The 12,515-nt window shown below is 53.7% G+C and carries 14 protein-coding genes; 7 read left to right on the top strand and 7 right to left on the bottom strand.

Features of this window, described 5'->3' with window-relative positions:
• Positions 1–22 precede the first annotated feature (22 nt).
• Positions 23–862: an SDR family NAD(P)-dependent oxidoreductase gene (locus GOX63_RS03330; RefSeq protein WP_170544762.1), complete on the top strand. Its 840-nt coding sequence runs from the start codon at positions 23–25 to the stop codon at positions 860–862.
• 89 nt (positions 863–951) lie between these two features.
• On the opposite strand, the gene GOX63_RS03325 is transcribed toward GOX63_RS03330, so the two are convergent.
• Positions 952–2,187, bottom strand: a complete 1,236-nt coding sequence (locus GOX63_RS03325) for an adenylate/guanylate cyclase domain-containing protein (protein WP_170325077.1) — start codon at positions 2,185–2,187, stop codon at positions 952–954.
• 223 nt (positions 2,188–2,410) lie between these two features.
• Here GOX63_RS03325 and GOX63_RS03320 point away from each other — a divergent pair, with 223 nt between their 5' ends.
• Positions 2,411–3,034: a LysE family translocator gene (locus GOX63_RS03320; RefSeq protein WP_170325076.1), complete on the top strand. Its 624-nt coding sequence runs from the start codon at positions 2,411–2,413 to the stop codon at positions 3,032–3,034.
• A 291-nt stretch (positions 3,035–3,325) separates the two neighbouring features.
• On the opposite strand, the gene GOX63_RS03315 is transcribed toward GOX63_RS03320, so the two are convergent.
• The 3 genes from GOX63_RS03315 to GOX63_RS03305 form a co-directional block, all read right to left on the bottom strand.
• Positions 3,326–4,204, bottom strand: coding sequence for an ergot alkaloid biosynthesis protein (locus GOX63_RS03315; RefSeq protein WP_170544759.1), 879 nt, complete (start codon positions 4,202–4,204; stop codon positions 3,326–3,328).
• Positions 4,197–4,652 (bottom strand): nuclear transport factor 2 family protein, encoded by a 456-nt coding sequence (locus tag GOX63_RS03310; RefSeq protein WP_170325074.1) that lies wholly within the window; start codon positions 4,650–4,652, stop codon positions 4,197–4,199. The genes GOX63_RS03315 and GOX63_RS03310 overlap by 8 nt, the downstream gene beginning before the upstream one ends.
• Positions 4,653–4,713: 61 nt before the next feature.
• Positions 4,714–5,175 (bottom strand): DMT family transporter, encoded by a 462-nt coding sequence (locus GOX63_RS03305; protein ID WP_170325073.1) that lies wholly within the window; start codon positions 5,173–5,175, stop codon positions 4,714–4,716.
• A gap of 106 nt (positions 5,176–5,281) precedes the next feature.
• Here GOX63_RS03305 and GOX63_RS03300 point away from each other — a divergent pair, with 106 nt between their 5' ends.
• On the top strand, positions 5,282–5,893 hold the full coding sequence (locus GOX63_RS03300) for a TetR/AcrR family transcriptional regulator (RefSeq protein ID WP_170325072.1): 612 nt from the start codon (positions 5,282–5,284) through the stop codon (positions 5,891–5,893).
• Positions 5,894–5,969: 76 nt separating this feature from the next.
• On the opposite strand, the gene GOX63_RS03295 is transcribed toward GOX63_RS03300, so the two are convergent.
• Positions 5,970–7,340 (bottom strand): PLP-dependent aminotransferase family protein, encoded by a 1,371-nt coding sequence (locus GOX63_RS03295; protein WP_170325071.1) that lies wholly within the window; start codon positions 7,338–7,340, stop codon positions 5,970–5,972.
• A gap of 159 nt (positions 7,341–7,499) precedes the next feature.
• Here GOX63_RS03295 and GOX63_RS03290 point away from each other — a divergent pair, with 159 nt between their 5' ends.
• The gene (locus GOX63_RS03290) at positions 7,500–7,889 is read left to right on the top strand and encodes a DUF983 domain-containing protein (protein ID WP_170325070.1); all 390 of its coding nucleotides are present in this window, start codon (positions 7,500–7,502) and stop codon (positions 7,887–7,889) included.
• A gap of 48 nt (positions 7,890–7,937) precedes the next feature.
• Positions 7,938–8,774: a hypothetical protein gene (locus tag GOX63_RS03285; RefSeq protein WP_170325069.1), complete on the top strand. Its 837-nt coding sequence runs from the start codon at positions 7,938–7,940 to the stop codon at positions 8,772–8,774.
• Positions 8,775–8,846: 72 nt separating this feature from the next.
• On the opposite strand, the gene GOX63_RS03280 is transcribed toward GOX63_RS03285, so the two are convergent.
• On the bottom strand, positions 8,847–9,596 hold the full coding sequence (locus GOX63_RS03280; protein WP_170325068.1) for an SDR family oxidoreductase: 750 nt from the start codon (positions 9,594–9,596) through the stop codon (positions 8,847–8,849).
• A 95-nt stretch (positions 9,597–9,691) separates the two neighbouring features.
• Between GOX63_RS03280 and GOX63_RS03275 the strand changes: the two genes are divergently transcribed.
• Positions 9,692–10,606 (top strand): AraC family transcriptional regulator, encoded by a 915-nt coding sequence (locus GOX63_RS03275; protein ID WP_170325067.1) that lies wholly within the window; start codon positions 9,692–9,694, stop codon positions 10,604–10,606.
• 5 nt (positions 10,607–10,611) lie between these two features.
• Here the strand turns inward: GOX63_RS03275 and GOX63_RS03270 are convergent, their stop codons facing one another.
• On the bottom strand, positions 10,612–11,322 hold the full coding sequence (locus GOX63_RS03270; RefSeq protein WP_367646690.1) for an SDR family oxidoreductase: 711 nt from the start codon (positions 11,320–11,322) through the stop codon (positions 10,612–10,614).
• Between the two features lie 120 nt (positions 11,323–11,442).
• Here GOX63_RS03270 and GOX63_RS03265 point away from each other — a divergent pair, with 120 nt between their 5' ends.
• Complete coding sequence (locus GOX63_RS03265) at positions 11,443–12,339, top strand: LysR family transcriptional regulator (protein WP_174826669.1); 897 nt, start codon at positions 11,443–11,445, stop codon at positions 12,337–12,339.
• Positions 12,340–12,515 lie beyond the last annotated feature (176 nt).

The following is a 12,515-nucleotide window of genomic DNA, read 5'->3' as shown; positions in this document are numbered from 1 at the left end:
GGGAATAGGAGGAGCCTAGCCGATGACACACCCCGCATTTACCTCAGACTCTGTGGCCGTGATCACCGGGGGTGCTTCAGGCATTGGCCTCGCCGCCGCAGTGAAGTTCGCTCAGATGGGCATGCGCATTGTTATTGTTGATCAAGACACCGAGAAACTGGCTGCCGCGGCAAACATGGTGTCCGCCGCCGGTGCGGCCGATGTGATGACGTCTGAGACAGATGTCAGTAATCGCGCGCAGTTAGAGGCGTTGGAACGGATGGTAGCAGACCGCTACGGCGGGGCAGACATCTTAATGAACAACGCTGGTGTCGGCGGCAAATCATCGACCATTGGGGACGCCACGGCTTGGGATAAGATGCTAGGCGTGAACCTTTGGGGTCCGATCCATGGCACTCAGGTATTCGCGCCAAACATGATCGCGCGAAACAGACCAGGTGCAATAATCAATACAGGGTCCAAGCAAGGTATCACCACACCGCCGGGCAACCCGGCTTACAACGTCTCAAAGGCGGCTCTGAAAGTTTTCACCGAGGCGCTATCACATGAGCTGAGAAACGGCCCCGGCCATCAGATCACAGCGCATCTCCTTGTGCCTGGATTTGTCTATACTGGTATGATCTCCCTGCCTGAAAAACCTGCCTCCGCTTGGACCGCAGAGCAGACGGTCGACTTCTTTGTCGACAGCGTGAACCGCGGGGACTTTTACATCCTCTGCCCCGACAATGATGTCTCACGTGATGTCGATGAGAAACGCATTGCCTGGAGCGTGGGAGACGTCATCGAAAATCGCCCCCCATTAAGCCGATGGCATCCAGACTATAAGGAGGCCTTCGAGGCGTTTATGGCGAAGGCTGACTGATCATCGTAACAGTCCACCACTCAGGACAAGTTAATGATTGAAGACCGTCCGGCGGCCCTGCGGGTTAGGCGGTGCCTTTCAATTCGCGTTTAGTCTATCGTGAACAGCTCCTGCCTTTCAGCAACACCGCGCAATCTGTATTGCCCCAGGGAAACAAGGCTTGGAATGGAGTTCACTAAGTCGCCAGCCACCTTGTCGGAAACGACAATGTTCTGATCGAGCGCGTTGCACATGCCAAGAATACGGGACGTCGTATTGACTGCGGGGCCAACCACTGTGAAATCCAAGCGAGACCTACCGCCAATGTTGCCATAAAGAACATCGCCAGCGTGCAACGAAAGAGTGAAGCCGGTCGTTGGTAAACCGCTCGCTTGTCGTTGTTGGTTGAGTTCGTCAAAGGTACCTCGCAACTCCGCTGCCGCGTGAATTGCGACGCTGCGCGCGTCCGGAACTTGATTGATATCGAAGATGGCGAGCATTCCATCTCCCATGAACTTCAGAACATTACCGCCATGGCGTTCAACTACGTCAACAGCTTCCGCGAAGTAATCGTTTAGCAATTCTATTATTGAATGTCCCGGAAGCGCCTCTGATAATTTGGTAAATCCTTGTAGATCAAAGTACCAAATCACGGCTGAAATCGTTTCGGATGAACCTCGAGTGATGTCCCCGGAAAGAACGCGCCTACTAGCGTCTTTTCCCAAGTACGCGGCGGTTATGTCTTCAGCCATCAGCCTGTTTGCCCCACATTTCAGCGTCAGGCAAAGTGGAGATATTAGTTGACGCAGACCGTCAAGTTGCTGGCTTGTGAAGCCCCCCCTCGCGTCGGTTGCCAATGAAATAATGGCGCCTTCCTCGGCCTGCATTGGATCGACAGGTGTAGCATTATCTGGAAGAAGGAAGAACCGTTTGACAGCGAAGTAGTCTGTGGCACCGCGCTCGCGAAGTTCGTCAAACAAAGGAAAATCAAGCGCCGGGTCGTGGACCGTCAGGTCCTGTCTAATCTCTTCAACGTTGTTTACCAAAAGATAGTAAATCGGGCTCAGAACGTATTCTTCAGGTGCATCCGTTCTTCGAATAAACTCTTCTCGCTCATTTCCTCCGTCCCTGTGCCATCGGAAAGCGACCGTCCCAATCTCGGGATGATGTGCGCGCACAGTGATGTTTGCTCTTTGAAGTGGAATTCCCGCCGAAACAAGTCGATTGCAGAATGCTTCGAGCCAGATCTCCACCGGCGCATTCTCTAAGCCCTGTTGAACCAGCCAATCTGCTATGTCCTGGATGGCGGCGGTCAGTTCCCAGTTTTGGACTAAAGGAGCTGCCATGATGTCCTCTTAATGAGCTATCTGAACAGTTATTTCTCAGTCTAATTCACTTCAGGCACACATCAAATTCAATTCTGCCACTGCGCTCGCAGCCCCAAGTGGTCGCCATGAACGCCCCGACAACTGGGGAATCCTCATTCCGGCTCGGCTTGTCTCACTCCCTTAAAACCTGTTTAGCTAGTATCAGCGCATGGCAATTTCGTATGAGATTTTGGAGAGAGCAATGACATTCGAACTCTGGCTGATTTATTTGGCTGCTGCGGTCGGATTGTCCCTGACTCCTGGTCCGAATGGGTTGTTATCCCTGACACATGGGGCCTGCTACGGTTTCCGCCCAACAGTTTCCACCGTTTTTGGTGGCGCGCTTGGCTTCTTCCTTCTAATTGCGATTTCCCTGGCAGGCTTTGGCACTTTGCTAGCTGCATCGGAGCGTGCTTTTCTCGTCGCAAAATGGATTGGTGCCGCATATCTCGTCTACCTCGGCATTAGGGTATGGCGCTCCGCACCCCCTGATTTCAGTGCAGCGGCCAACTTGTCGCCAGCGAATAAGCTTGGATCATACAAAATGTTCCAGCAGGGATTCCTAGTGGCTGTTTCCAACCCCAAGGGACTCTTGTTCTTTGCCGCGTTCCTTCCACAGTTCATGGTTGCTGGATCCCCCTTCCTGCTACAGCTCGCTGTGTTTGGCGGAACGTTTGTACTCGTTGAGGTTGCCTACGAGCTTTTGCTCGCAGGGTTTGCTCAACGCATTGCACCCTGGCTTGCCCGAAGCGGACGATGGTTCAACAGGATCACCGGCGGCGCATTTGTTGGAATCGGAGCAGCGCTCGCATCAGCATCGAAGTAGCCCAAAAGTCTTTTGAGTTGGCAGCGGCGTGGTTAGTAAACTGACAGGCGCAGCCGTGCGATCAACAAGATTTTTCCTATGAAGTCGAACACCGGCATGCGCCATTTTTTGGTGTCTGAACCAGTTGCTCGCAGCCCTAAGCGGACATTCGCTATTGCGCTTTTGAAGCTCCCAACACCTGACAGACCTGTATTTCAGATCACTCCACAGAACGTCCGCTTGGTTAAATGCCTAGACGCGCTGGAGCTCTTCAGCCCATATTGGGCTCTGTTCTATAAGGACACACGCATCTCACATGTTCTCTGACTCAGCCACTCGCATCTTGATATCTTTGCTCTGCTTCCAAGCTTCCAGATTTTGCTGAACGAATTGATCGATGGAAGTTGGCAACGAGCCTGTCAATTTGAGCACATTGTTGGTGACACGATCCTCGGATCCGCCAGCGATTGCGCCGTCCATAGTAGCCAGTGTCTTTGCATACTCTTCCGGTAATCCGAGGCTCTGTTGACGCTCCACTAGTTCTTCGACCGTTAGAGGATGGTGGATGATCTGCCGCCCCAATTGACTGCTTAGCGCCTCAGCAACCACATCATAAGAAATCGCTTCCGGACCAGTGAGTATATAGTCAGTGTTTTTGATCGAGGGAGTGACCAGCAGCGTCGTTGCACAGGCTGCTATATCGCCAGCATCGATAAAGCCAACTCGGCCGTCATCTGTAGCTGTGTAGATGGCAGACTCATCGCGAATGGGATCACGGTGATGAAGCTCGGATAAGTTCTGCATGAACCAGGTTGGGCGCAGAACGGCCCATTCTAGAGCGTTGGAGCGAAACCAGGCGTGGACTGCGCCCATCATGGGTCCGCCTTCATCCAAAGAAGAGGCACTGAGCAGCACGAAGCGTTGGACGCCCTCGGCAAGTGCTGCCTCAAGACCGGGCTGCATTGCTCCCAGTGAATCAACGGTGTCTGTGGGTGCTACGAGGTAAACAGCCCTGACGCCTTCGAAAGCATCCGTGAACGTAGACGGATCGCTCCAGTCGAAGCGCACGTCGTTTTTATTCTGAGGACTGCGTGTTCCCACGCTGGGGGCCAGCCCGTTTGCATGTAGCTGTTTGACGACGCGGCTTCCCGTCTTTCCGGTGCCGCCGGTGACAAGAATGGAACTAGTCATCAATAAAGTCTCCCAGCTTGGACTTAAGAACTTCGACGCCGCCGACAGCATTCAGCAGAACTAGAGGGTTCCAGTAGTCGCGATAGTGCGTGATACGTCCGTTTTGGACCTCGATGACCGATATGTAGTTTTGATCATAGCGCCCGGCCTCACCTACACCTTTGCAGGAGAATTCCAACACAAAGGTTTCACCGTCTTTCGCGACATGGGTGACTGCGGGGCTCATGGATTCAAAGCTAATGAGGCTTCCGGCCTTTGGCAGATAGGCGACCATAGTATCTCGGCCACGGAGTTCTCGCACTGAGCCTTCTGGAGAAAACGGGAACTCGAACACGATGCCTTCGTCACACATGTCCAGGAAGTTTTCGCCTGCTTCTTCGATGATTGCATCTCCGAGGGCACCGCGCAGCATCGCACCAAAACTGGGTATGTTATTTGTGTTAGACATGATCTCATTACCTCTTGTTGTTCCCTCAACGGGAGGGTTGTTCTGTGAGTGGTGGCTTGGTTTATGTCGCTTTTCCGAACTGCATGATCAGGACACCCGAGATCGACAGCGCAGCACCAGTGATGCGATAGAAATTTGCTGGTCGAGGAGCGTTCCCAAGAAGCCCGCTTTGGTCCAGGATGAGTGCCATTGTCATTTGTCCTGCGACAACAGCAGCAATAAAAGCGGCGGCCCCAAAGCGTGGGATCAGAACCATGGTCGCCATCACGTAAATGACACCGATCACACCTCCTACCCACGCCCAGGGAGGAGCCGCATATAGTGATGATAAGCTTGGCAATGTCGGTCGAAGCCATGCGATGCCGACCACCAGGCAAACGAATGAAATTCCAAACGACAACAGAGTTGCCCAGAGTGGGTGACCAGCCGCTCGGCTGAGCTCTGCGTTCATTCCGGCATGGATGGGTATCAAGGCCCCGCAAAGCAAAGGCGCAAGCCACAGAAGTGCGATTTTCGGGTCCATCTTCGCGTCCTTCCCACAAGTGCCAAAATTGGGTTGCAGTATTTAGGAGTTTGCCTCAAACTACGACGGAACGATACCGTTTCGTCCTATATAAGGGGGAATCACGATGGAACGCAATAGTTCCGACGTAAAAAATTCTGATCGACCGCGCAGGAAGCCGGCCGGGGCCGCCGTTTTGCAAGACACGGTGACGGAAGCAATCCAACGCGCCTTGTTCGAGGAATGGGCGGAAACGGGTTACTCGGCTCTACGAATGGAGCGCATTGCGGCTCGCGCAGGTGTCGGAAAGGCGGCGCTCTATCGACGGAGCAAATCCAAGTTTGAGCTGGTGACCGAAGCGGTAAAATCAGCGGCCACGAATATCACTCCAATTCCGGACACAGGATCCTTTGAGGAGGACGTTGCCAAGCTTATGAGAAGGATGGCTGCAACTCTGCGTCATCCGCTTGTGAGGCGGATTCTACCGGACCTACATGCTGAGCACGCTCGTTCTGATGAATTGGCAGAATTGCTAGAGAGTGTGACACGGGACCGCCGGGCCCAGGCAATGGTCATGCTGGACAGAGCTATTGCGCGTGGTGAGCTGCCAAAAGACACAGATCGGCAAATGATCCTGGATATGTTTATCGCACCGCTCTACTGGCACGTCATTGTTCAGCATCGACCTGTCAGATCAGCAGACATTCAACGATTTACCAATCTGGTGCTAAGTGTATAGAAATAAACAGTAACCACAAAGAAAACTGAAGAACTGAGACCAAGGTCGTTTCGGTTTTCCGGCACAACCTAACAGCCTAGGGAACCCAATTTTGGTGGGTGATCGCATAGTTTAGTGATTCCAGATCTTCAGTCAGTTGGCTGAATGAAATTGGCCCCCCCAGACATACCCTGACCGCTTCTTCGGGCGTTCCTGTCACCGTAAAGGCATTGCTCGGCATGATCCCGATTTGGCGATTGGCCGTGTGACTCATCACGTCAGCTCGGCTGGATCCTTCGGGCAGTGTCAGCCAGATATTAAATGCCTCCCGACTGCCCACAAAGTCTTGGCCCCGCATAATCTTGGCCGCCAGGTTCTGTCTGCGGTTCGCCTCCTTTCGGACGAACTTCTGCACCGCCGCGGCTGTACCATCCTCGATCCATCGCGCCATCAAAGCTGTTGTGATCGGTGACGCCATGACATTCGATGCCTGCAAAGCCCGAGTGAAGTGTGTTCTCGACAGACCTGATGGAACCACCGTGAGTGCCAGCCTCAAACCAGCGCCAAGGCATTTCGAAAGACCCGCGATGTACCACCCCAATTCGGGAATCTGCTGTGAGATAGATGGCGGCGCATCCGAAGACACAAAGCGACAAGCGTCGTCTTCAATTAAAGGCACGCCATGCTTTCGCAATACGGATGCGATCTGCTCACGCCTCTCCATTGGAATTGTAAGCGTCAGGGGGTTTTGCAACGTCGGATTCAGATACAGAGCAGTGGGCGCATATTCTCGAATGGCCTTATTCAACTCATCAGGGAGAATACCGCTGCTGTCTGATCTCACGCCGACAAGCCGAATACCGAGTTGAACAGCGATGGCGCGAATACCGGGATAGGTCACACGCTCGCAGAGCACGGTGTCTCCTGGCTTGGAGAGCAGCGTCAGGATCGACAGTAGGCTGGCATGTGCGCCAGGAGTGATTGCCAAATGGTCTGCGGTAACGTCGATACCATTGATGTTCATCCAGCGCGCCGCGGTTTCCCGGTCCTGCCGGCTGCCGATTATGGACTGATAGCGAAGCAGAGGAACAAGGTTTGCGGCAACATGCGTGAGGCCTTGCTCCATGCGGGCCACAAGAGCCGGATCGTCTGGCTCCGGGGGCATGTTCATGTTCGGATCTTCTTCTAGAGCACGGCGTGGATCTGCTTTTTCAGATGTTTCTTCTGGTTTCCGGATGAACGAGCCCCGCCCGACAAAGGTGTCGATATACCCTCGCTTCGCAGCCTCAGAGTATCCGCGTGACACGGTTGTGAAATCCAAACCAACTAGCTTGGCGACGCTGCGTTGAGGCGGAAGCCTGTCACCTGCATCAAGAACACCTGTTTCCACATCATGTCTGATCGCTTCCGCGATCTGGACGTAGAGTGGCTTTCCGTCGTCGCGCAGATTCGGTGTCCATGACTTCAAGGCTTCGATCCATTCAATGCAGGATATTGTTTATATTATGTTTAACTTTTTTCAAGGTAGATTTCAATAATTTGTCGCAACTTTCATCGCATTGATTGGATATTGATTGCTTTTTGTCTGAAGGTGAACTATCTGAGGCACAACAGAAGGAGATCAAAGATGTCCGAACTTGCAATTGACGCCCACGACGACAGTGAAGAGCGCCCCATCAAACCCGCGATCATGAATGGGATGCGCCTCAAGTGCCCAAAATGCGGGGAAGGCAAACTGCTGCATAGCTACATTAAAGTGAACGATGAGTGCGCGAATTGCGGTTTGGATTTAAGCCATCAGCGCGCCGATGATGGTCCGGCCTATCTTACGATCCTGATCATTGGCCACCTTATGGGGTTCGCGTTGCACATCGCCTGGGTGACATGGAGACCAGAACCCTGGGTCTTGGCTTTGAGCATGTCTGTGATCGCAGTTGCAGGTGCCTTGGCGCTGCTGCCGGTCATGAAGGGCCTGATTGTCGGATACCAATGGGCCAAACGAATGCACGGGTTCTAGACAGCCGCCCTCCCAATGAATTCTCAGCCTTTTCAAAGGATGGTTTCCTTGATGGATTTGGATTTCTTTTCACTAGAGGCGACAGGAAAGACGATTGCGGACCTCACATCAGCCGCACCCCTTATTCCTGCAAAAACCCCAGTCAATGTGGCCTGGCTGAACGATGAGGATGATTACGACAGGCTGCGAACGGTGCGCCAGATCGACGATGCCGGACTGTTGCCGGTGCCGATATTTGCAGCTCGACGCCTTCAATCAAAAAAACACTTGTTTGACTTGACAGAAAAACTCCGGTTTGCAGGCGCTCAAGGACAAGTCATGGTCGTTGGTGGTGACCCATCAATTGCGTCGGGGTCATTCAACAGCACGATGGATCTCCTTCGAACCGAGTGGATTGAAAAGTACGCGATCAAAAGGGTCACCTTGCCAGGGTTTCCAGAGGGAAACGCAGCCATAGGTTATCGTTCGGATGTGGCCTTACTGGGAGAAAAGGTAAAGCTTCTGGAGTCCTGCGGGTGCAGCGTGAGCATAACCACTCAACTTGCCTTTGATCCCAACAGAATTCTCAACTGGATAAGCCAGCTTCGAAACGTGGGTGTTGGCCAGCCAATCCAAATTGGAATACCTGGGCCGACCAAAAGGGATCTCCTGCTCAGGTTTGCACGCTCATTTGGGGTTTCGGCTCGCGGGTTGAACAACGTGAGTGACACCGTGGACGGGATCGTTGATTTCTCCCGTTTGGTCTGCTTGATCGAACAAGGGCTGCAACGACGCAATTTAGCTGATGTTGCGGTTCACCTTTATCCTTTTGGTGGCGCGAAGGTTACCGTTGAGTGGCTTAATGCGGTTAAGACGCGGCATACTTCGAGAAAAATGCTAGCTTGAGGTAAAAAAGGCCGACCATTGAGGTCGGCCATGCTGGTTTTTCGAGAGGGCTTCTTCTGATTGTTGAAGGTGTCAAGCCGCCAGAGCGACTGAGTCCTCTCCAGCGGGGATCCGAAGTGGACATGTGCTGTCGGTGACGGCTCTCCAGATTGCCTGAACGACATCCTCGGAGAAGGTGAACTCCTTCCCTTCGGTGTTCATGAAGGCCGCCATGGTTTGCTCGACGAACGGCTTGTAGTCTTCAGGCGTGTCATTGGCTTCTGACATCAGTGCCATTGCGTTCTTGCCGAAATTCGTCGTTGGGGCCTGACCCGGCAACACGATATGGGCGCGAATGCCAAGCGGAGCCAGTTCGAGGGCAAGACATTCGGTGAAGGCGTTCACCGCGGCTTTGCTGGCCGTGTAGACCGAAGCCAGCGGCAGCGGTTTGAGCGTGACGCTGGAAGAGACATTCACGATCACCCCTGATCCCGTGGCACGCATTTGTGGCAGCACCGCACGGACCATTTCAATGGTTCCAAACGTGTTGGTCTCAAAAATCCGGCGCAGGTTATCCTCTGATGTGCCCTCAAAAGGGGAAAGCCAGCCCACGCCAGCATTGTTCACCAAAGCGTCGATGGGGCCCGCAGCTTCCACAGCCTTTGCAATACTCTCGCTGTCCGAGATATCCAATGGCAGGATCGTCAAACGATCCGAGGCCGGGAATAGTGCTTCATCTGGCTTACGCATTGTTGCGATAACCGACCATCCCTGTTCGAGAAAGAAGCGCGCAGTCTCCAGCCCAAATCCCGAAGAGCATCCTGTGATCAATACGGTCTTCATGACATTGTCTCCTGTTCCTTGATGCCTTGAAAGTAACCAACGTGGGCGGCATTATATATAATCATTCATCCATTATTTGTTATCGATAGTCCAAAATGGCAGATCCATTCTCTGAAATCATCACCCTCCTTCAACCCAAAGCGTCCTATTCAAAACTGGTGCATGCATCGGGGCCGTTTCGGGTGCATCGTGAGGACGTAAACGAGGCGTTCTACTGTTCTCTACTTGCGGGACGTGCGTGCCTGGAGGTCGAGGGGAAAGAGCCCTTAGTCTTGAATGCGGGTGATTTTGTACTGATCCCAGCGGTCAAGTCATTCACCTTCTCAAGCATGGACCCGCCACCACCCGCTGATTTGGTCAACTACCCGGTGGAGGGTGAAGACGGAGTATTCCGGCTTGGGGCGACTGATGCGGATCCAGAAGTTCAACAGCTCGTAGGGCACTGCACCTTTGCCAGCCCGGACGCTGATCTATTGATCTCGCTACTGCCTGATCTGATCTTTGTTCGCGGTGAGGGTCGGTTGGCTGCACTTACGGGGCTTGTTCGCGATGAAGCTCGCGCAAACAGGCCGGCGCGAGATGTGATCGTCGAGAACCTATTACAAGTCCTACTGATCGAAGCCTTCCGATCTAGCGCGGACCCGGCACCGACTGCTGGCCTTTTGCGTGGATTGGCAGACGTGCGGGTTGGCCCCAGTTTGCGAGCCATGCACGCGGCTCCGGCTCACAGCTGGACTGTTCAAGCTCTTGCAACCGAAGCAGGGCTATCCCGATCTGCATTCTTCACACGGTTCGAAGGGGTCATGGGAATACCCCCAATGAGCTACTTGCAAAACTGGCGGATGACGCTGGCAAAACACATGCTCCGGGCGGGTAATCTCAGTATTGCCGAAATCTCTGCTCAGACCGGATATGGGTCATCCAGTGCCTTCAGCACCGCATTCTCCCGCTATGTAGGATGCCCGCCCGCGCGCTACTCAAAGGCAAATCTACTGGAAGCTTCGGGCTAAGCTTTTCAGATGACACCGCCATTGGCGCGAAGAGTTTGCCCACTAATCCAACGGCCATCAGGTCCGGCCAAGAGCGAAACAACAGCAGCGATGTCTTCGGGGGTTCCGAGCCGACCAAACGGGTTCATCTTTTTGATGTTCTCGATCACCGCCTCGGGCTTTCCAGTCATGAACAGGTCGGTCCCAACTGGCCCCGGCGCGACAGCATTCACGGTGATGCCACGTGGGCCCAATTCTTTGGCCAGCACATGGGTCATCGCTTCTACCGCAGCTTTTGTCGCCGCATAGACACCGTAAGTCTGCTGATAGAGCCCGACAACACTGGATGAAAGGCTGATGATTGCACCACCTTTATTCAAACGGTTGGCGGCCTCGCGCATGCCACGAAAGACACCGCCAATATTGATGGCGCAGTGAGCCTCGAAGTCAGCATCAGATGTAGAGGCAACTGCACTCAGACGCATCATACCCGCGTTGTTGACCAGAACATCGACCGAGCCGATCTCCTGTTCAGCCGCATCGAACAATCTTGGCATGCAGGATGGATCAGAAATGTCACCCTTAACTGCGATTGCTTGGCCGCCAGCTTTTTTGATCGCGCCCACAATCTCGTTCGCTTCGGCCTCGTTACCCGCATAATTGGCAATGATTGTGTGGCCATCCTGAGCCAGGCGGAGTGCGATAGCTGCACCAATCCCCTTGCTGGCGCCGGTCACAATTGCAGTTCGTTGTCCGTGTACCATGTCAATCTCCTGTCTGATTGCTGCGAAGATAGATAAGGAAAAAGGCCAGATAATCTGTCTTGAATTGGAATGACAATTCGATAAAAGCGAACAATGATCGATAGACTTGAAACCATGCGCCTGTTTGTTCGGGTGCTCGAACGCGAGAGCTTCACAAAGGCCGCGGCGGATCTGAATATCCCGCGGTCTACCGCAAGTGAAGCCGTCCAGAGACTAGAGCGTGACCTTGGTAGTCGGCTGCTGGATCGAACGACACGCCATGTTGCACCAACACCGGATGGGCAAGCCTATTACCAACGATGCGCGTCCATTTTGGCTGATCTGGAGGAAGCTGAAGGAGCACTGCGCGGGCACGAGCCCTCAGGTCTGCTGCGCCTTGATGCCCCCGGCACGCTGACGCGGGTATTCCTGCTGCCGCATCTGGCTGATTTTTTCGCGACGTATCCCAAGATCACCCTCCAATTCGGCCAGACAGAGCGCCTGGTGGACCTGGTGCGCGAAGGCGTTGACTGCGTCATCCGCGCAGGCATTCCTGATGACAGTGGCATGATCACGCGGCACCTGACCGATCTCCCCGAAATCACCTGTGCGAGTCCAGAGTACTTAGCCAAATTTGGCATTCCAAAGTCGGTTGACGACTTGAAAGGTCATCAGATGGTCGGCTTCCTGTCTTCACGCACTGGCGCCGTATTGCCGCTGGAGTTCAAGATCGGTGACAAGCTTAAGGAAGTTACGTTGCCAGCGCTGGTTACAGCAAATGACGCCGACACAGTGCATGAGTTGATCCGAGAAGGGTTCGGGATTGGACAAGCTCCGAAATATCGTTTTCTGGAAGACTTGAGAGCGGGACGCCTTGTAGAAGTTTTATCAGATGCGCCACCATCGCCCACTCCGCTGGCTGCATTTTACCCACAAAATCGACAACTATCCCCGCGCGTCCGGGTTTTCCTCGATTGGGTCGTTCGCATTTTCGACAAGGCAGCGCTTTGACCAACTGTTTAGGGCCGTCCTCTTGACTTTGCAAAGTCCGCTAACTGCGCCTCACTGTCATTCGAGCAGCATGCAGCATCCTGTGGGTTTGGGCTCACAGCAGACCTCTGAGTCAGTGCTGCATTGGCAAGTTCGCCGAGATAAAGATCTTCAGGCGCGGCCCATAGCCGACCTTC

It is taken from the genome of Ruegeria arenilitoris, from assembly GCF_013031355.1.
GTDB lineage: Bacteria > Pseudomonadota > Alphaproteobacteria > Rhodobacterales > Rhodobacteraceae > Ruegeria > Ruegeria arenilitoris_C.
The sequence above is the reverse complement of the archived record's forward strand: the minus strand, read 5'-3'. Positions and strand labels throughout refer to the sequence as shown.